Source organism: Chryseobacterium mulctrae, from assembly GCF_006175945.1.
GTDB classification, from domain to species: Bacteria; Bacteroidota; Bacteroidia; order Flavobacteriales; family Weeksellaceae; genus Chryseobacterium; species Chryseobacterium mulctrae.
This window is the reverse complement of the sequence record NZ_VAJL01000001.1, coordinates 1993547-2013199: the sequence shown is the minus strand read 5'-3', so window position 1 is coordinate 2013199 and position 19653 is coordinate 1993547. Positions and strand designations below refer to the sequence as shown.

15 protein-coding genes are annotated in these 19653 nt (G+C 33.2%); 2 read left to right on the top strand and 13 right to left on the bottom strand.

What is annotated here, in order from left to right; translation table 11 throughout:
- Positions 1 to 5 precede the first annotated feature (5 nt).
- From FDY99_RS09030 to FDY99_RS08985, 10 genes are all read right to left on the bottom strand, one after another.
- A complete protein-coding gene (locus FDY99_RS09030; protein ID WP_139420861.1) occupies positions 6 to 2114 on the bottom strand; it encodes a hypothetical protein in 2109 nt (702 codons plus the stop codon).
- Positions 2115 to 2154: 40 nt separating this feature from the next.
- Entirely contained in the window at positions 2155 to 3978 is a 1824-nt protein-coding gene (locus FDY99_RS09025) for a hypothetical protein (RefSeq protein ID WP_139420859.1), read from the bottom strand.
- Positions 3979 to 4259: 281 nt separating this feature from the next.
- Positions 4260 to 6899: a hypothetical protein gene (locus FDY99_RS09020; RefSeq protein ID WP_139420857.1), complete on the bottom strand. Its 2640-nt coding sequence runs from the start codon at positions 6897 to 6899 to the stop codon at positions 4260 to 4262.
- Positions 6900 to 7211: 312 nt separating this feature from the next.
- Positions 7212 to 7400, bottom strand: a complete 189-nt coding sequence (locus FDY99_RS09015) for a hypothetical protein (RefSeq protein ID WP_139420855.1) — start codon at positions 7398 to 7400, stop codon at positions 7212 to 7214.
- Between the two features lie 233 nt (positions 7401 to 7633).
- The gene (locus tag FDY99_RS09010; protein ID WP_139420853.1) at positions 7634 to 8671 is read right to left on the bottom strand and encodes a patatin-like phospholipase family protein; all 1038 of its coding nucleotides are present in this window, start codon (positions 8669 to 8671) and stop codon (positions 7634 to 7636) included.
- 149 nt (positions 8672 to 8820) lie between these two features.
- Complete coding sequence (locus FDY99_RS09005) at positions 8821 to 9120, bottom strand: hypothetical protein (protein WP_139420851.1); 300 nt, start codon at positions 9118 to 9120, stop codon at positions 8821 to 8823.
- On the bottom strand, positions 9117 to 9503 hold the full coding sequence (locus FDY99_RS09000; RefSeq protein WP_139420849.1) for a zincin-like metallopeptidase toxin domain-containing protein: 387 nt from the start codon (positions 9501 to 9503) through the stop codon (positions 9117 to 9119). Before FDY99_RS09000 ends, FDY99_RS09005 begins: the two co-directional genes overlap by 4 nt.
- 398 nt (positions 9504 to 9901) lie before the next feature.
- The gene (locus FDY99_RS08995) at positions 9902 to 10150 is read right to left on the bottom strand and encodes a hypothetical protein (protein WP_139420847.1); all 249 of its coding nucleotides are present in this window, start codon (positions 10148 to 10150) and stop codon (positions 9902 to 9904) included.
- A gap of 17 nt (positions 10151 to 10167) precedes the next feature.
- Positions 10168 to 12630, bottom strand: coding sequence for a hypothetical protein (locus tag FDY99_RS23195; RefSeq protein WP_185148722.1), 2463 nt, complete (start codon positions 12628 to 12630; stop codon positions 10168 to 10170).
- Positions 12631 to 12696: 66 nt separating this feature from the next.
- Positions 12697 to 13197, bottom strand: a complete 501-nt coding sequence (locus FDY99_RS08985) for a M15 family metallopeptidase (RefSeq protein ID WP_139420845.1) — start codon at positions 13195 to 13197, stop codon at positions 12697 to 12699.
- Between the two features lie 268 nt (positions 13198 to 13465).
- On the opposite strand from FDY99_RS08985, the gene FDY99_RS08980 reads away from it, so the two are divergent.
- A complete protein-coding gene (locus FDY99_RS08980) occupies positions 13466 to 14746 on the top strand; it encodes a Y-family DNA polymerase (RefSeq protein WP_139420843.1) in 1281 nt (426 codons plus the stop codon).
- Positions 14747 to 14819: 73 nt separating this feature from the next.
- On the opposite strand, the gene FDY99_RS08975 is transcribed toward FDY99_RS08980, so the two are convergent.
- The 3 genes from FDY99_RS08975 to FDY99_RS08965 all read right to left on the bottom strand — a co-directional run bounded on the left by FDY99_RS08975 (position 14820) and on the right by FDY99_RS08965 (position 18362).
- On the bottom strand, positions 14820 to 15434 hold the full coding sequence (locus FDY99_RS08975; RefSeq protein WP_139420841.1) for a YdeI/OmpD-associated family protein: 615 nt from the start codon (positions 15432 to 15434) through the stop codon (positions 14820 to 14822).
- 172 nt (positions 15435 to 15606) lie between these two features.
- Positions 15607 to 16740 (bottom strand): serine hydrolase domain-containing protein, encoded by a 1134-nt coding sequence (locus FDY99_RS08970; protein ID WP_139420839.1) that lies wholly within the window; start codon positions 16738 to 16740, stop codon positions 15607 to 15609.
- Positions 16741 to 16820: 80 nt separating this feature from the next.
- On the bottom strand, positions 16821 to 18362 hold the full coding sequence (locus FDY99_RS08965; RefSeq protein WP_102979730.1) for a glycine--tRNA ligase: 1542 nt from the start codon (positions 18360 to 18362) through the stop codon (positions 16821 to 16823).
- Between the two features lie 282 nt (positions 18363 to 18644).
- Between FDY99_RS08965 and FDY99_RS08960 the strand changes: the two genes are divergently transcribed.
- Positions 18645 to 19340: a pseudouridine synthase gene (locus tag FDY99_RS08960; RefSeq protein ID WP_139420837.1), complete on the top strand. Its 696-nt coding sequence runs from the start codon at positions 18645 to 18647 to the stop codon at positions 19338 to 19340.
- The last annotated feature ends 313 nt before the right edge of the window (positions 19341 to 19653 follow it).

The window sequence follows — 19653 nt, the reverse complement described above, 5'->3', positions numbered from 1 at the left end:
TTAAATTATACCAAGAACTTGCTTAAAGGCACTTTGTCTAAATATTCTGCTTGAGGAATAACTTGCCCGTCTTTGTCCAGAATTCTTATATCTCCATAGCAATTATATTCGGGAGACATAATTTTCAATGTAGAATTACTTAAGTCGACTGAAAATTTGAACAAATCATATTCGTCTGTTTGCCCTGGCTTTTTGAAAGTAAAAGTTGGAATTTTACTTATATTTACTCTAAAAGTAATACCATCATTTCCTAAGGTGTAAGCTTCAATCCCTTCAATTGAGGAAATTTCATCAGCTAATACTTTGTGAATTTTAATTGTTGAATCGGTGGGTAGCCATGATGCGTCTTTGTCAATTGTAATTGTATTGTTTAGACATTCATAGATTCTGGGAAAATCCATTTGTTCAACTCTGGAATATCTGGAGTAGCCGGAATCTAAATTGTCAAAACTAACTTCAATCCATTTATCTGCAGACTGACCAATCTGATTATTGTTCAGTTCAAAATTAGTTGCGCACATTTCACCTAGCTGATCATCAAATTTCACTCCCGGTTCACAGTTGCAAGGCAAAGCTTTTTCTACTTTCAAACCGATAGAATCTGCCTGAAGAATTGTTAGTGAAGTAGGGATTTTCTCTCTCCACGGTTCGCCTTGTTTTTTACCTAATGCAGAACGCATTTCGTCTACAATTGATAAGAATAATGGGTCGTCGATTACAGGAACTTCACCACCGTTCCAGATTTGTCCGGTTGCTAGGAAATGTCTTACAGCTTCTTCAAATCCTGGTCTTACGGTAACAATTACTCTCGCCATTCCTGACTGCATAAATGCTCTGAATGTTGGGTCGTTATCATCAAACTGATACATTTTATCCCAGTTATTTCTACTACCCCAATAGTAAGGATAAAAATAATAGCTCATAATATCCCATTCGAATGCCTGTTCCATAAACTTCACAAAAGCTGCATACTGATCTAAACCAGAATCTAACTTAATTTCGGTATTGGTAAAGCTTTCTGTAGCATTATTGGTATTATAATATTTGTTTTTACCGAAAGTGAGATCAGTTGTAGGATCTTGATTAATCATATAAGAAATACAGTTTCTTCTTAAAATTGTATTCTCAATTTTTCTGTAGAAACCAGGATTTGATCCTTTGATCTGTACACCTAAAGCTTTTGCTTCTGCTAAAGCCTGGTTGTATTTATCCAATTCAACATTATATGCTTCGATAATTTTGTTAAATGCTGTTTGTAACCATGCATTTTTAGCTTCTTGAGTTAATTCAACATCAATAACAAAGTTTGATGTACCAGAGAACTCATTGAATCCAGTAGATGAAATAGGTATAGATTTAGAGTAAGGTTTTGAAAAAGTCTTTCTACCTCCAACGGCCGCTTGGCCCCAATAACCTGGCCCAAAATGGTAATGAAGATCTCCTAAAAGCAAGTTTACATTTGCACCATCACCATCAGAAGCAGCTGAAAAACTAGCTAATCCTCCTTTTGCAATATAACCTTCTGGTATTTGAATTTCATCCTTTATACTATAAAATTCAATTTCTGAGATATGCGGGCCTGTTTGTCCACTGAGAGATTTTCCAATAGAAAAGAATTCTAATGGCTTTTCTCCAATTTCCACATTAAATTTGCTCAACCAATATTTTAATTTTGTCTCATCTCCTAGAGAAGAAAAATTATCCAATTTATGAACTGAAGATTCTCTTGGATCAATAGGTTTAACCAATTTTTCTGATGTATCAATCATTTTAATTCCTAAAGTATGCAGTTTTGCTGGTTCGGGAATCATAAACTCAAACATCATACGTTTACCATAGTTGTAAATTTGGTTTTTCACAACTTTGTCTACCCACCTGTAAACACCTACAACATGGTTGCTTCCTTTGGTATTGTCGAAACCGTGTTTGTTATTTTCTTCGTATTCTTCTAAAACTTTGTCAATACGTTCTTCTTTTACCTTTGTAACAATTCTGTCTAAAGCTCTTGCTGTAATATCTTTTGCTTCAGTTACAGCCAGTCTGTTGCTTTCTTCTTTGGAGTTATGAGTGGCATAATTTGCGTTGGCCGTAATTCCAAACTTGTTATCATTCACTCCCCAATTTGCATAGGCTCCGGCTTGTACAGAAAAATCTTTAGATTCCTGCAGAATTTAATCTTCTGGTAGAACGCTCTTTATATTCACGAGCCATGATATTTTCGATATGGGCAACATCTCCTTCTACGTAACAGTATGTACTTTGCTCTACTTTTAAATAATCTGCGACACCAATATTTTTCATTCCAAATCCTGAGGGAATAAATGTACTTATTTCTATTGGCGTTGCAGGAGTTCCTGGATTCTCTGGTTCTTGTGGTTTTGGTGGATTTTCAACTGGCAAACATCCGTCTGCGCCACGGAAATGATTTTGTTTTGTTGTTCTGTCTAAATCATTAGGATCAACAAACAATGTAACATTAAAATCGTAAACAGTACCATTAGCTGATGTAAATTTACCTTCGAGAACAAACATCTCAACTATATTAGTTTGAGAAGTTAAAATTTTAGGCATATCAAACAAAAGGTATGATCCTCCACCTAAAGAAGAAAGGCTGGTTGATGAAATCTCGGTATTGTTTACTGTAGCTTTATATTGTGCAGAAACCAAGTCTATTGTATCGCTAAATGCCAATATCAGACTCCACTCCGTTGTGCTTCTTGCATATGTTTTAATACTAAAAGGGAGATATCCTGATGTAGACGAATTGGTAGTAACTGGAATTACAACTCCTCCAATTGTGGCAGAAACCTGCTGGTCAAGAACTGTATTATTCAATATCGTTTGCTGTAAAGCCTGATTATTTTGAGTAATATACTGATTCAATTCTTCAAATGAAGTAACTTCGGCTAGAGCTTCTATAAGGCTAGTTTCTCCAAATAATCTATTTAATGAGTTTTGATCTTGTGATTTTAAGGTTCTGCCTAATTGCACAGCATCAATCTCCGGAGTTTCAAAACTGAAATCAAATTCCGGCATTTCTACATCAGGAACCGTTATTTTCATGATTTCATCTTTGATACGATGAAGTTCCATATCCAATTCACTGTTTGCATAAAATTTTTCAGGATTGGCGACGCTAAGCTGGGTAAGGTAGTTGATTCTGTTTTCTAAAATTGATTTTTTTCTATCTGCTTCAGCCGAATTTTTTCGAACAGACTCAATAATGGGTTTTAATTCCCTTTCATATTGAGTATAAGCTTCTGTATATACTTTATCATAGTTTTTTCTGTATATTTTTTCTAATTTTGATAAAGAGTTTTTAAGATCCTCATTTTCTTTAAGAATTACAGTAGCTTCTGCAAATTTCATTGCTCGATCATTGAAAATCATTCTCTGTGTTGCAGGGGATGTTGATATTCCATTGGAATTTGTAGGAGATACCTTAAATAGTTCTTTTGGTAAAACTACTTTTGCTCTCTTCATGTCCTCAAAAGACTCTTCGGAGCCATCATAATTATCAAGAATATGAGCTAAATGCAGATACTGCATAATCAGTTCTTTTGCATAAAAATCTTTTTGGGTAACTACTTGATAACTAAGATTATCCCAAAGTACATCGGTGACGGTTAAGACACCTAAAGTTCTGCAAATTTCAATTTGTACGTCGAACTCTTGTTTAGTTGCTGTCGATTTATTTCTTGCCACCCAAACTGCAAAATCGTAAAAGTCAGGATAAAGAGTTTTTAAAGAACCTTCAGTGTGTACAGTGAGATTGATTGCTGAAGGATTCTTAAAGAGTGATTTTAAATCAGTTGAGGATGTTACATTGGGATCAATCTTACTCGTATTTTTTGCTTGTAAGCTTCTGAAGATAAATCTTCTTTCTTTGTTTTTTGGATCAGAAAGTTCTGGATTTCTCATTGCTGCAAATCTGAATAGCGTTTGCGAAGAGTTATTTGTGTTTAAATTTGTTGACATTTTAAAATTGTTTGGTTTTTAAGATTAAAATTTGGAAGCTCTTTTTCTTAGGATTCTTCCCAGGATAGCGTTATTTTTTTAAGTGGTGTAAGGCTATGAAATATCCACTCAAATTCTTAATCATAGATAGGGGAAACGATTTATTGTGAACACAATATTAATGTCTGAAGGCGACAAAATTTGACGTGAAATAATAGAAAACAATTTTTAAATTAGTATCTGAGCGCTTTTGTAAATACCTTTCTATTAATCTTTTGCCTTTATGCTAATTATTGTTTTCGTTAAATTATTTTTGCTTGAGTAGCATCTGTTCTAATTATATCACCATCAGAGTCTAGGTGAAATTCTGCCCAACTGATCTTTTCTAAAGCTGTATTAGTAGCTCCACTATTAAAGTTTATATTTATATCATTATCGGTTGTATTACTAATCTTAACTGTCATTCCGATTTCAAAGTGATTAATGTCTAAACTATAACCGCCACTACCTTTACAAACTATATTTGTTATTTGTGGACTGCCATATTCTACTAAATCATATTCATTTGAATCATTTGTGGTTCTTGTTAAGAATAATGACGCACTTGTCTCTTGTGAAATCTCCCTAGCTTGAGATAAAGACCAGGCTTCTGTAGCAACTCTTATTTCTGTTCCATTTAAATGTTTAACATAAGGTGTATCAGATGTACCACCAACAAAGCCTAATGCTAAAGCACCATTTTCTGAAAGTACTCTGCTTAAAATAATATTTTGAACATATTCTTTAGGTGCAAGTTCAATTGAGCCAGCTATTGAATGTTTAAAATAAGGTCTAAATTCACTATTACCTGTAAACCCAACGCCTATAATTGAAGAATCTTCTCTTTGAACATATCTTCCATCAGCTTGAGTTATATTCAAATAATTTTGTGATAGTATCCAGTCATATCTTGCTAATCTTACATTACCTGCTGTTGAATGATAAATATAAGGTGCTTTTTCTAAACCTGCTATGAAACCAATAGCTGTGGCATTACCTACAGCACCAGCATAATCATTAGGATTGAAATTACCTTCATGCCATATATTTTGATTTTTATAAGTAAATCTGCTATCTGATATTGCTAATGAATTCTGTGTCTGCCAAGGACTTTTACCCCATCCAATGTATGAATATTCAAAACCTCCATTAAGTGTAAGTGTACCAATACCTGATATATTTTGAGTATCATCAATAGACTGCCAAAACATTCCTGTTGCATAACCACCTACTTCACCTTGTTGTACAATAATATTACCTCTTTCATCAATTTTACCACCACTTGTTAAAGTACCACCAGATAAGGGTAAATAGTTTCCTAATTGTACTGATGTAGCAAAATCTGAAATAGCCTTATCACCACCACCACCTAAAAGTAAATAATCATTACTTGAACCTTTTTTTGTAAATCTACTTGCTTGTACGTACCCTTCTTGAGTAAATGTAACAACATCACCTTGTGTATTACCTCCTGTAACATAAAAATTAATACCTGTATTCGTTTGGTATATACTCCAATCTTGAGGTACACTTGGGTCATTTAAAACTAAACCTTGATTTAAATGCAATATACCAAGCATAGTACCACCTGATAGAGGTAGATAATTAGTTGTAGTATAATCATACATTTGACCTAAGTTAACAGCATGGTCATTTTGAATAGCATTTGGTATAGATAAATTAGTATAGAAAGTAGTTAATAAATCTTCTACTATAATCTTTTCAACAGAGTTTTTATAAATAACAACATTTTTATTATTTAATGTACCTATATTAAATTGATTAGGCAGTGACTGTACAAAGCCAATTGCATTATTATCATCATCATTTAACGACCATCTTGTATAGGCACCAGTAAAACCTTTAATTCCATCAATATTTTGGTTCACTGTTGTTCTTACATAACCAGCTAATTGACTTTGACTTACTTTAGCATTCCAATCACTTGCAGAACCAAAATTAGATGTTAGTATATTACCATCAGGTTGTATTAAAACTTTTTCATCATAAGTTGCACCATCATTTGAAGAGAATTGGAAAGAATAGCCTATATTATCTGTACTACCACCTCTTTTATTACCTACTAACCATTTTGTATCATAATGTGTATATTCATGTCCTGAAACTATACTGTAAACACCTGCTGACCTATATACATTAACATGATTTACATCACTTCCTAAAAAACTAACTTCTGATGTTGGAGCAAATGTTTTATCTGCAAATATACCTTGTGGTGTATTCGTTGTAACATAATCACTCAGATTAGCTGTTGTAGCAAAGTCTGAAATTGGCTTGTGTCCACCACCACCAGTTAAAATATAATCATCATTTGAATTTGATTTTTTGAATCCTTTTGCGTTGGTATTAATATAGTCTGATGCTTGACCATTTACAAAATTAAATCCATTTTCGTTAAAATTGATATTTCCCGATTCATGATCATGCTTATAGAAAGTTACTCCTGGAAGTGAGTGATCTAATGATGCAATTACTAATGTATTGTTTTCATCTCTATTTCCACCTGATGTTATAAAAAACTTTTTTCCTGTGACATTTTGCTTTGTATTCGTAGTCATAAAATACTCATCAGAATTAAGCTGAATATATTCCGAGCCACTCCATCTGAATTGAGTATTGTTATTCGTTATTACATATATTTTTCCTTTTTCGCCGGAGCTGGGTAAGCTTTCAAAAGTATCATATTCGAGTACGTCATCTACATAACTGGGGAGCTGTGACGAAGGGACTTTCCCGTCAACTAAGTCTGCTTTTCTATTCAGAGAAGCTTCTGTACTTTCTGGAAATTCTCGATTACTGTGCCAGTAATTTTCCATGTAATTCCAAAACTCTTCAGATATTAGGAATATCTTCAGGATTAAAATCAGAGTCAAATTCTTCATTTTCTTCCATTTTTATTATTTTTGTTAAGGTTTTTAAGATTAAAATTTTGAAACTTCTTTTTATTAGATCAGCTTCAGGTTTTAGCCTTATTTTTTAAGGTGGTTTCCGGCAACGGATTTCCACCTTTATTTTTAATAGGAAGATTCATTTTGTGTTTTTTTGGTTGATGTTTTTAAGCATATCTCTGGCTGTTCAACATTTTGGCGATGCTAAATTCAAAGATTTGTTCGTGAAAATTGATATGATGAGTTGTGTATGGTTATTATACTAAATGTAAGAGCTCATGGCGACAGAACTTGACGTATTTGAAATTAAATTTCATCTTTTTTAGTATCAAATTCTTCCTCAAGAATATCATTTTCAAAATCTTCTCTGAAGAAATTTTCAATATCATCGAGGTAATTTTCGTAATCTATTTCTACGTTTTCGATGTCGGCCCAAGTAATCGTATAGAGATCTTCATTAAAAACAATATCAGAATTATGATTGGGTGTTTCCATGTTTTGTGTTTTTGATTTTTGGATTGATTTTGAACATGTTTTGAGCTGTTCAGCATTGTGTAATGTCGAATTCAAATGGCTTTGAAAGTTTTTAAGATTTGCTTTTGTGTCTTTGTTTATACTGTAAAGATAAGAGCGGGGAGCGACAAAACTTGACGTGTTTTAAACTCTAAAATTTTATTTTTTAATTATAATAGAATAAGCTTATATTAATCAATTATAATCTTAAGAGCTTATATTTTATTTCTAATTAATTTCTGCACAATTTGGTTTAAAACTTCTCTGTTGTCATCAATATAGCTCAATCCTGCCTGAATTAAATTCTCAATATTAGATCTTCTTACATTATCCATCGCAGGAGAAGCGTTTTTCAACGAAGGATTTAGTCGATAATAGTTTTTCTGATTTCTTAATCCTAAAGTATTAAACATCTGGCAAAGCTGATAATCTACCGTTTCTGCATTGGCAGACATCAGAATATCAATAATCGGTGTTACCCAACCGAGTTTTCCTGCTTTTTCCATTTTTTTGAACGGATATTTTTTCGATTCAATTCCGGTTCCAATTGAAATAATAATCATGTCATTCACGATCGGATAATTGGCTTTCTGATGATTTTTCAAAACTTCAGCAAAAGGAACTTTTCTTGCTTCTGCGTAAGCACAAAGTGCCGGATTATTGGCAAACATTCCGCCATCAATTAAGCTGAAAATCTGTCCGTACATCGATTTTATCTGAACCGGAGTAAAATAAGTTGGTGCCGCTGAAGTCGCTCTGCAAACATCTTTTACATAAAAATTATCGGTGATTAAATGGGCTTTCCAGGAGTTGAATAATTTTGCTCTTCTGTTTTCTATGTCATAGCTTGTTATTAAGCAGGGTTTTATCAGTTCTTTTAATTCTAAATTTCCAAAAAATTCGTTGAGGTTTTTTTCTAAAGCTTCCTGAGAAATTTTTTCATTCAGCAGTCCAAATGGGTTGATCAGTTTTTCCCAAAAAGAAACCTGAAAGATATCGCCACCTTTTTCAGAATACAATTCCAAACCTTTCTGAATAGAATATTTTGCTTTTCTATGTTCGTCGGGACACAAAATAATCGCTGCAATTAATGCTCCGGTGCTGCTTCCTGCAACCAGATCAAAATAATCTCCAAGCTTTGCGCTCGGCTTATCATGAATCTGAATCTGCTCTTCTATGTAACGTAAAATAATACAGGTGATGATGCCTCTTATTCCGCCTCCATCTAAAGAAAGTAGGGTTGTCTTTTTCATTTTTCTACTGTTATTTTGGTAGAATAAAGATAGGAGTAGGAAGCGACAGAACTTGACGTGTTTTATTTTGAATAAATAACTTAGAATAAAAACTGCAAAGTATTTTTACTTTGCAGATTGTTTTTTGTATGTTCAATTATTCTATTTTTTTAAACATGGTAATTTCCGGCATTATCTTTTTTAATCTCTTGGACTTGATAGGTAAAGCGACGAATAAAAATGGGTTCAGCTGTTTCATCAGAAAGAGTTAATATATCTATATTTTTAAATAATACTTTTAGATAAATTAGCCAAACACCCTCAATTTCTTCTCCAGACTTTAAAAGCTGCTTATTTTCACTAAAAACAATAGACTCTATACAATCCGGTTTAAAATATTTACCATCATTATTTAGGTCAGATATTATTTTTTTAGCTTTTTCTCTTATTTGTTGTTCTGTATGTATCATTTTATTTTACTATTTAATGGTTGTAAATTAAACCTTTCCCTAATATCATTTATATAATCTAAACTTACTTGTAATTCTTTTAGTGTCCATCGTTCTTTTGTTGCGTATATTTTTTTCCAGACATAAGCCTCTTTTACCAATGTATCTTCCGCAAGATATTTTAATCTACCAATTTCCTCAAAATGTTGTACATGCATCATTTCATGAAAAACCGTAAGTTCAGATGGATTTTTTGTGAAAATGACCTGCATAACTTCACTACTAAAAGCACCACCAATAATCTCCTCTTCTTTTAAAGTTTTAAAAAGCTCATCCGCCGAATTAAAACCATCTGATGGTTTAAACAAAGATTTTATCTGGGCTGTGTCTGTTTCCACTATCATATGTATTCCCTTTTTTGAAAGTAAAATTCTTAGTTTTTCTATTTCTACTTTAGAAAGTATTTTACCTCCTAAATCATCAAAAAACTTTACCCAATCAGCTTGTTTTCCTTTAGTATCTTTTCAATCTCACTTTGCAATTGCTTCTCTGTCTTCCAAAAATTATCTTTCAGAAAAGCCCCAGCTTCATTGACATCTGTAGCTGTAACCAATTTACCATTATAATAAATTTCATAAAGATTATCTCCTGCTTTTTTTACTGAGATTTTTCTTTTTGAAAGTTGCTCTATAGTGTATTCTAGATTGGCATCAGAGCTTAAAAATGATTATTAAATAACAACTTAGTTTTTGTCATGATTCAAAAATAACTGCTTCTAAAAATTAGAAAGAGTTTATTAAAACTAATCTTCATAGTGCTCTTGTAAGTAATCTAAGCCTTTTTCAGTAATAGAATAATACCATCCATTCTCATCAGATTTAATAAGTTTTCTTTGCTTCATATCTTTTAATAACTGAATGAAATATCCACCTAATAAAGGCTCTCCAATATCTTTATTTGATAAAATCTCTAAATTATTTAGTGCAATTTTTCCACTTCCTTTATTTATTAATTCTAATACTTTTAATACTTTTAATACTTTTAATAACATGTTAATATTTTTTTGAGTTAATATCCTAATAATTTTCTGTCGGCATCTGAAATAAAATCTATATCAGAAATTTCTGGATGGTATAAATTTGATTGTCCAAAATTATCCTGGTCAGTAATTCGATAGTCTTCAAGGGTAGCTGTATGCGTGTTATTCCAAACATCTCCTCCATCAACAATCTCTTTTTGTAATGTAGATTCATGTCCAAGAGCTTTATATCTTTGAAATTCTCTCATTTCATGTGTGTAAAAACGTTTATCCCAATCTGTAGCTTTTATGTCCCCACTTATAATATCCTCAAGGCGTTTAATCATTGTTCTATTACATTGTATATCTTCAAATCTACTCAAATGCTTTTTAACAATCTCAATACCTTTTTTAGTAATTTCTGCATTTTTCCAAGAAAGATTAAGAATTTTACCTCCTGCTTTGTCAGGATTAAAAGGTCTTTTACTGTATTTTCCAATTACCTCTCCTTTTCCTAAAGGACCTTTACCTCCTAAAGGTTTTTCCTTTGTTTTTACTTTATCAATCTCTTTTTGTAATTGTCTTTCCGTTTTCCAAAAATTATCTTTCAGAAAAGCCCCAGCTTCATTGGCATCTGTAGCTGTAACCAGTTTACCATTATAATAAATTTCATAAAGATTATCTCCTGCTTTTTTTACAGAGATTTTTCTTTTAGCTAGTTGCTCTATAATGTATTCTAGATTGGCATCAGAGCTTAAAAATGGTTTTAAAAGCTTCTCTAACAATGCATTCTTCTTAGCCGTAATTACTACTTCTTCTATGACATTGGTTGCTGTTCTGGCTTTGTAGGCGTCGAGCTCGATAATCAGTTTTTCCAGCTGCCTTGTAAAAATAAGATAATTTCCTTTTATGTCTTTAAGATTTTTCAATCTTCTCAAAAGTGCAGGGCCATGTGTAAGAATACCTTCCATTATTACAATGCTCATTATTCCAGCACCTACAAAAGCATAGATTAAATCCCAGTTTTCTACAAACCATTTTCCTGCAGAACCTTGATCAGATAACCACTTTTGCACGTCTTCATTCATCAGAGCCAAATCTATACCCGCCAAACCTATATCTGCAATAGCCAATACAGAAAACTCAGCAGTTAATCCCATTGTCATAAACCCTGCGATTATAGCCAAAATATCCCCACCAATACGGATATGATGCATCACTTTTGCCCATTCTTTCTCATCGGCAATCGCTTTTATAAATAGTGCAGTCACTAAATGTGAATTTCCTTCTTTATCGAAATAGGTCACCGGACTCATTGGATTGTAGAAATAACCTGGATCTACATTCTCCTCTACAGTAATTGTTTCATCTGTTGAAATATCATTTATTGGCTCTCCGTCTTGTCCTATAAGTGGACGTTCTCTAGTTTTTGCTACCGTTCTTTTCTGTTGTAAGAAAATAGCATCTTTATAATCAAAATCCCAATCGAAACTGACAATCCCTTTAATGGTATTAAGAGTATCATTTAGCTCCAAAATATTTGATTCAATATAGTAATTACCGTAACTGGTGAGAACATTGGTAATTTTTGTTTTTGCATCTTGATCTTGTTGCGTAAACAAATTTAAGGTGGATGCAAATAGTATACGGTTAGAAATTGGCTGTCCCAAAATTTCAGAATGCCCATCAAGATTATCATAAATTTCATTAACGAATTTTGGATTTTCATTTAGATAATCTACTACTTTGTCATAATTCCGAAACATTGCCAATACTGTAATTAATAAAGAACTTGTATCTTTTGTCCAGCTAAACCAGCCTGTATCATCCACATCTGTAAGAATTCTGAGATGCTCTACAACTTTTTCAGTAGTAAGATGTATATGTACGATAAAACTTTTTGGCAAATCTGCATATACTTTGTATAAATAATCTGCGGTATTTTTAGTGTCATTTAGAAAGTCAGTAAATTCTTTGATAAAAAACTTGGATGCATCATAATCGGTTTCCACATCTCCGTAACCCAAATAAAGTAATAGATTTCTATATTCTTTAAAGCTATATGTTCTTAGCATTATTGCGACTTGTCTAGATCCTGAGTAACAAAAAGAAAGGGAATAGGTTAAGCGCCTTTTACTATCAAAAAATACTTCCATAAAAGGTTTGTCATTTCCGAGATTTTGAGAAACTTTTATAGAGCCATTTTTTAATGCGATTTTTGCTGAAATGTCAATATGGTTCTTGTTATCATCCACAATGTACATTTGTGGTGTATCATTGAAATATTCTGCAAATGTATATTGCATTTTACTTCCATTTCTGTAAGCGAGCCTAATGCTGTCTAAAAGATTTTTAAGATTAATATATTCATCATCTTTATATTCTGCACTTTCTGGATTTTTTATACCTTGTAAAGGATTTTTATTTCCTTCGAACCCATTGCTCACTTCTTCAAAAGAAAGCATTTTAAATTCGGATAAATTATCACTCCATTCATCGTTAAATTGTTTCATAATTTTAATTCTTTTGGTTTTTACAAAACTATTCTCTCACAACGCCAAAACTCGACGTATGATTTTTTAAAAAACCACATATCCATTATCATCCCTTTTCAGCTTTGCAAGCGCTCTCCAACTCGTTTTTACCAAACCTTTTTTAGTCAGGAAATTCTTCTTTTCAAAGTGGGGAAGGTCTTTAAAAGTTTTCCAGTTTCCGCCCCAATCCCAACCGTGTTTTGCGAAAATTTTTACGCATTCGTACCAGTCGGCAACTTGGTCATTGTCCCAGTCTTTTGCGGTGTCCCAACTTGCTGTTTTTCTGTCAATAATTAAACAGATATCAACGGCTAATCCGTAATTGTGAATGCTCTGCCCGGCTTTGGCGTTCGTTACTTTTTTTCCGTTTGTAATTCTTCCGATAGCATAGAGTTTTTCCTGCTCCTCAAAACTTCGAAGTCCCTGAGTAATTCTTATTTTGGCTTTTCCGGTTAATGCTTCATCACATTCTTTGATGATTTGTTTTACTTCCTCCCTCACAAAAGGATGTAATTTTTCTATTCTCTGTAAGGTTATTTTGTCCATATTTTTAGTTTCTTTAGAAAACAAATGTAGGGGTGCAATACGTCAAAACTTGACGCATTGAGGATAAAAAAGGTGTCATTTTAAATGAAAAAATAAACTTTCTGCAAACACTGATTAATACATTATTGCGACAAAACGTGACGTGTTTTAAAGTATTTAATTGTTTGATTTTGAATTAAATAGACGTGGTGTTAAATTTTTATTGAAATATGAAATTCTGTTTTAAAAGTTATAGATTTGTACTTTCAAACAGTTGTTTTTTCATATCATGTACGCTTTAGTCGATTGCAATAATTTTTTTGTTTCCTGTGAAAGAACTTTAGATCCTTCGCTTGAAAACAAACCTGTTGTGGTGCTTTCCAACAACGATGGATGCGTTGTGTCTCGAAGTAAAGAAGCGAAAGATTTGGGGATTCCGATGGCGGCTCCTGCGTTTAAGTACAAAGAACTTTTTAAGGAACATGATGTAAAGAGTTTTTCTGCTAAATTTGAATTGTATAATTTTAAAAGTCAGAGAGTTATTGAGATTTCAGCCTCTTATGTTGATAAAGCTGATTATGAAGTATATTCGATTGATGAATTATTTTTAGACCTCACAAGTTTTAAATACATCGACACTCATGATTATTGTGTTAAAATTAAAAAAGAAATTCAGGATAAAGAAAATATTCCTGTAAGCATCGGTATTGCGCCTACAAAAACCTTGTGTAAAGTGGCCAACAGAATTGTAAAAGACTTTCCTGAAAAATTTAATGAAGGAGTTTATATTTTAGATACTCCCGAAAAAATTGAAAAAGCTTTAAAATGGCTCAACATCGGTGATGTTTGGGGAATAGGTAGAAAGCTTAGAGCAAAAATGAATGACAACGGAGTTTATAAAGCATGGGATTTGCTCCAAAAACCGGAAATGTGGGTTCGCAAAATCATGGGAATTCATGGCGTAAGAATGATTAATGAACTGAAAGGAATCCGTCAATTGGAATTAGATACTCCGTCTCCTAAAAAATCGATTGCAGTGACGAGAAGTTTTATGGAAATGCTTACCAAAAAAGAGGACGTACGCGAACGTGTAGAAACCTTTGGAATGTATTGTTCAGAAAGACTGAGAAAGCAAAACACCTGCTGCAAAATGGTCACAGTTTTTGTACAAACCAATCGTTTCAGAAAAGATTTACCAGAATATAGAAATGCTAAAACTCAGATTCTGCCAAACCCTACCAATTCATCGATTCTTATTGGCAGAGTCGTGAATGATTTGTTTGAATCTATTTTTGAAGAAGGTTTTCATTATAAAAAAGCAGGCGTTATCGTCAACGATTTTGTCCCGGAAGATCAACGGTTGATTAATCTATTTGAAGAAGACAGCCAGAATCAGCATTTGCCTGTAATGAAAGCAATGGATGCAATGAATAAAAAATACGGTAAAGATAAAGTGCGTCTCGGAAGTATGAGTGGGCAAAATACTTTCGGCCGAGCTCAAATGTCACCTGAATACGAAGCTTTTCTTAAAAACAATACGCTTCCCGAAGCGAATTTCAGATTTCACTAAAAACCTAGTTTAAAAGCAAAAAATATTTTCAAACTTGTAAACCTCCAGCTTCCATCACCCAACTTCCACTAAATTATTTCTTTTTCTCATATTTCCAGTTTCTGCCTTTTCCTTCTGAGATCCATTCTATGGCTTGTTCCATCCTTTTATTTCGGGTGGTTTCTGTTTTGGCTTCCGTGATCCAGTTGATGTATTCTTTTCTGAAAGAAGGCGCTGCTTTTTGAAAAATATCCAAAGCTGTTTTATTTTGATTTAAAACATTCTGAAACTCATGAGGAACTGCAGTTTCTGTTTTTGTGGGCGCTGCTTTTTTCAATTTAACTCCCATATCGGTAAGTTCCATTGCCTCAAGAATAATTTTTTTAAGCTGAGGTTTTGAAGGAAGATCTTCGAGTTTGGTGATCTTTCCAAGGCTAAACATATTGGTTTTCTCAACGTCCGTTTCAAGATTTTTTATCGTCTGCATTTCACCATGCAACCAAAATCCCATGCTGCAATATTGCTTAAATGAAACCATTGAACAAAGAATTTTTCCTTTATACATAAAAGTCGGAAACTTCCATTTGATCGCTTCTTCCATGTCGGGATAACATTCATGTACAACTTCCCGGATATGGTTTAAAATAGGCTTTGAAAAATCCGGAGATTTCTCAATATATTCATCCACCAAAGGATTGTATTTTATCATAAATTTTAATTTTTAAAATAGTAAAGGTCTTTTAGTTTTTAAGGTTAAGATATTTTTGAATTTAGTTTTGTGCTTAATGTAAATATTTTCAGGTATTTCCTTACCCTTTCTTTACCTTAATATTCATGAGTCAAAATATTTTCAAACTCGAACTTAGCCTCAACCTTAACCTTTATACAAACAATTTCACAGTTTCATTCACCAAAAATTTCACCTGATCCGGTCTTCCTCTGTCTGTTTTTGGTAAATTATTGTAGCTTCCGGTTCTTACAATCACCATTTTATGTTCAGGAATCATAATAATATATTGACCTTGAAGACCGAGGAAATAATAATGTTTGATAGGATTGTCATGGTTAATCCAGAGTCCCATTCCATAGATTTCATCAGATTTTTTGGTAGGAGTTCTCATTTGTTCAATAAAATCTAAATTTAAAACCTGTTCATTTCCTACTTTTCCGTCATCTAAAAATAGCTGCCCCAATTTTGCAAAATCCCTTGCGTTGGAGTGAATACAGCAATATGTTTTTTCCATTCCGCTTTCGTCAACGCTCCAATCTGCGTTTTGTTCCATTCCCAACGGAATCCAGAATTTTTCAGATAAATAACTTGCTAAAGTCTGATTGACTGCTTTTTTCACTGCAAACCCTAAAAGTTGAGTAGAACCGCTTTGATACTCAAATCTTTCACCAGGTTTTTCTTTAAATGGTCTCGAGAATGTAGCCTTTATCAAGCTTTTTCCGTAATACGCTCGAGCGTTTGGAAGAAAAGGATTTTTATAATTTTCATCCCAGTTTAAACCAGATTCCATTTGAGCAAGATGCTTTAAAGTTAAATCTCTACCGAAAGGTTTGCTTTTAAATTCATCATAAAACTCAGAAAAGTTATTGTCAATATTCTGAATTTTTCCTTCTTCTAAAGCTTTCCCGAAAAGCATAACGGTAACCGCTTTTGCCATAGAAAACGAATTGGTTTTCGAAAGTTCGTTATAGCCGTTCCAGTATTGTTCATGCAATAATTTTCCATCTTTTATGACCAGAAATGAAGCCGTGTTTGACTGAATTAAATCATCGACGATATTTTTAGGTAAATCTTTTTTGTTGTAATCAGTATGTTCATCCCAAAGAACAGGTTTTGTTGTGTGAATGATGTTACTTGTAAAAAGTTTTCCGTCATCAATATTTGCGCTCGATTTTCCACGAAGATAGGTTTTCGAAATTCCGCTAAAGAGATAAGCATATCCGAAAATGTAGAATAAAACTACCACGGTTACCAGAAAAAGAGTAATATAAAAAAGAATAATCATAAGAATTTGGTCTTAAACAAATTTAGAATAATTTTAAAACCAAGCATCAAAAAAGCCCTGAAAAAATCAGGGCTTATTAATTATATCTTAGAAAGTAAATTTCTGAAGTTCGTTTTCTCGTCGATAATTCGTCTCAATTCAGAAACCGGAACTCTTTCCTGCTGCATCGTGTCTCTGTCTCTTATCGTTACAGTGTGATCTGTTAGAGAATCATGATCGATGGTGATACAGTAAGGTGTACCAATTGCATCCTGTCTTCTGTAACGTTTTCCGATCGCGTCTTTTTCTTCGTAGAATAAATTGAAATCATATTTCAAATCATCGAATATTTTTTCTGCATATTCAGCTAAACCGTCTTTCTTCATTAATGGAAGAATTGCTGCTTTAATTGGCGCTAAAGCTGGAGGTAAAGATAAAACTGTTCTTTCTGAACCGTCTTCCAATACTTCGTCTCTTAAACAATGAGAGAAAATTGAAAGGAATAATCTGTCTAAACCTACAGAAGTTTCAACAACATAAGGAACATAGTTTTCGTTTCTTTCAGGATCGAAGAACTGTAGTTTTCTTCCTGAATGCTCTTCGTGAGCTTTTAAGTCGAAATCTGTTCTTGAGTGAATACCTTCAAGTTCTTTAAATCCGAATGGGAAATTAAATTCAATATCAGCCGCAGCGTTTGCATAATGCGCCAGTTTCTCATGATCGTGGAATCTGTAATTGTCATTTCCTAATCCTAAAGCCAAGTGCCAATTAAGACGTTTTTGTTTCCATTGTTCGTAGAATTCAAGTTCTGTTCCCGGAGCAACGAAAAACTGCATTTCCATCTGTTCAAATTCACGCATTCTGAAAATAAACTGTCTTGCAACGATCTCATTTCTAAATGCTTTTCCGATTTGAGCGATACCGAAAGGAAGTCTGTGACGTGAAGTTTTCTGTACGTTTAAGAAGTTGACGAAAATACCCTGAGCGGTTTCCGGTCTCAAATAAAGATCCATTGCAGAATCTGCAGAAGCTCCTAATTTAGTTCCGAACATCAAGTTAAATTGTCTTACTTCCGTCCAGTTTTTAGAACCCGTATCAGGATCAGCAATTTCCAATTCTTCAATTAAAGCTTTTACATCAGCAAGATCTTCATTTTCCAAAGATTTAGCCAATCTTGAAAGGATTTGTTCTCTTTTTGCTCTGTATTCTAAAATTTTAGGATTGGTCGCTTCAAACTGTGCTTTATCGAAAGACTCACCGAATCTTTTGGCAGCTTTTTCAATTTCTTTATTCTCTTTATCTTCAATTTTCAAACAGTAATCTTCCACCAAAACATCTGCTCTGAAACGTTTTTTAGAATCTTTATTGTCAATCAAAGGATCGTTGAATGCGTCAACGTGGCCCGAAGCTTTCCAAGTAGTCGGGTGCATCAGAATTGCCGAATCAATACCTACAATATTTTCGTTAAGCTGTACCATCGCTTTCCACCAATATTGTTTGATATTATTTTTCAGTTCTGCGCCATTCTGTCCATAATCATAAACAGCGGATAAACCGTCATAGATCTCACTCGAAGGGAAAATAAAACCATATTCTTTAGCGTGAGAAATCACTTTCTTGAAAACATCTTCTTGCTTTGCCATAATTTTTTTACGTCTGAGTTGCAAAAATAGTGAAAAAGCGGGAAGTAGGGAGATGGAAGATGGAAGTTTTTAACTTTGAAATTATTAGGAGCCGGGAACCTGCTTTCGCTACTCGCTATTTTATTAGGTTTTGCGCGGCGGCGGAGCCGCCGCGCAAAACCTAATAAAATGAGCTCAAACATGTCGCTCAATCAGGGCTAAACTTATCAAAAATTGAAAAACAGACTTTTAAAGTTGAGTAAAGGTTTTAACAAATAGATTTGAAATCTCTACTTTTGCCGGATGTTAGAAATTCTTTATCGAGACGAACATCTTATTGCCATCAATAAACCAAGCGGATTATTGGTTCACAAGTCTTTTTATTCGGGCGAAGCAGATACGTATGCAATTCAGGAATTGAGAAATCAAATCGGGCAAAAAGTGTATCCTGTGCATCGTTTAGACCGAAAAACTTCGGGCGTTTTGTTGTTTACTTTAGATAAAGATACGCTGAGAATGATGAGCACTCAATTTGAGGAAAAAGTGGTTGAAAAGAAATACATCGCCATTTTGCGAGGCTGGGCAAAAGAAGAAGAAACGATCGATTATAATTTGATTAATGAAAATGAAGTCAAGCAAAACGCAGTTACACGCTATCGTCGTTTACAGACTTCAGAAATAGATTTACCTTTTTTAAAACATCAAACCTCGAGATATTGTTTGGTAGAAGCAATTCCTGAAACTGGAAGATTTCATCAGTTGAGAAAGCATTTTAAGCATATTTTACATCCGATTTTGGGATGCCGTAAACACGGTTGCAACAAGCAGAATAAATTGTGGCTTCAAACATTTGATATCAACAAAATGACGCTTCACGCTCATCAATTGATTTTCAACCATCCTATTTCTAATGAAAGAATCAAGGTAAATGCCACGATAGATGATGAGTTTAAAAGAGTAGGAGATATTTTAAATTTTGATTTGAGTTCATATTTGTAATTATTTCTTATTTACATAAAGTTTGTCATTCAGAGCGTAACGAAGTGAAGCGTAGAATCTATACTTTTTTTACTTTTCAACTGTTGAAATTCCTACGGAACGACAAACTTTGCGGTTATTCTAACGCAAAGATTTTATTATTCAAAATTTTGATTTTAGAAAAGCTAAGGCAAATAAATTTGCTACGCAAAGCTTAAACATTAGCTTCATCAAATCAACTTGTTGATTAATTCTTTGCTCCTTAAAATATATTTCAGTAAATAAAATCTTTGCGTTAAAAAAGCTCTCGCAGATTTAGGAAATTAAACAGATT

What these genes read in the sequence shown, in the direction of transcription:
- FDY99_RS09020 (WP_139420857.1), bottom strand. Translation starts at nt 6,899, where the DNA reads ATGAAGAATTTGACTCTGATTTTAATCCTGAAGATATTCCTAATATCT.
- FDY99_RS09000 (WP_139420849.1), bottom strand. Translation starts at nt 9,503, where the DNA reads ATGATAGTGGAAACAGACACAGCCCAGATAAAATCTTTGTTTAAACCA.
- FDY99_RS09015 (WP_139420855.1), bottom strand. Translation starts at nt 7,400, where the DNA reads ATGGAAACACCCAATCATAATTCTGATATTGTTTTTAATGAAGATCTC.
- FDY99_RS08995 (WP_139420847.1), bottom strand. Translation starts at nt 10,150, where the DNA reads ATGTTATTAAAAGTATTAAAAGTATTAAAAGTATTAGAATTAATAAAT.
- FDY99_RS08975 (WP_139420841.1), bottom strand. Translation starts at nt 15,434, where the DNA reads ATGATAAAATACAATCCTTTGGTGGATGAATATATTGAGAAATCTCCG.
- FDY99_RS09005 (WP_139420851.1), bottom strand. Translation starts at nt 9,120, where the DNA reads ATGATACATACAGAACAACAAATAAGAGAAAAAGCTAAAAAAATAATA.
- FDY99_RS23195 (WP_185148722.1), bottom strand. Translation starts at nt 12,630, where the DNA reads ATGAAACAATTTAACGATGAATGGAGTGATAATTTATCCGAATTTAAA.
- FDY99_RS09025 (WP_139420859.1), bottom strand. Translation starts at nt 3,978, where the DNA reads ATGTCAACAAATTTAAACACAAATAACTCTTCGCAAACGCTATTCAGA.
- FDY99_RS09010 (WP_139420853.1), bottom strand. Translation starts at nt 8,671, where the DNA reads ATGAAAAAGACAACCCTACTTTCTTTAGATGGAGGCGGAATAAGAGGC.
- FDY99_RS08965 (WP_102979730.1), bottom strand. Translation starts at nt 18,362, where the DNA reads ATGGCAAAGCAAGAAGATGTTTTCAAGAAAGTGATTTCTCACGCTAAA.
- FDY99_RS08970 (WP_139420839.1), bottom strand. Translation starts at nt 16,740, where the DNA reads ATGATTATTCTTTTTTATATTACTCTTTTTCTGGTAACCGTGGTAGTT.
- FDY99_RS08980 (WP_139420843.1), top strand. Translation starts at nt 13,466, where the DNA reads ATGTACGCTTTAGTCGATTGCAATAATTTTTTTGTTTCCTGTGAAAGA.
- FDY99_RS08985 (WP_139420845.1), bottom strand. Translation starts at nt 13,197, where the DNA reads ATGGACAAAATAACCTTACAGAGAATAGAAAAATTACATCCTTTTGTG.
- FDY99_RS08960 (WP_139420837.1), top strand. Translation starts at nt 18,645, where the DNA reads ATGTTAGAAATTCTTTATCGAGACGAACATCTTATTGCCATCAATAAA.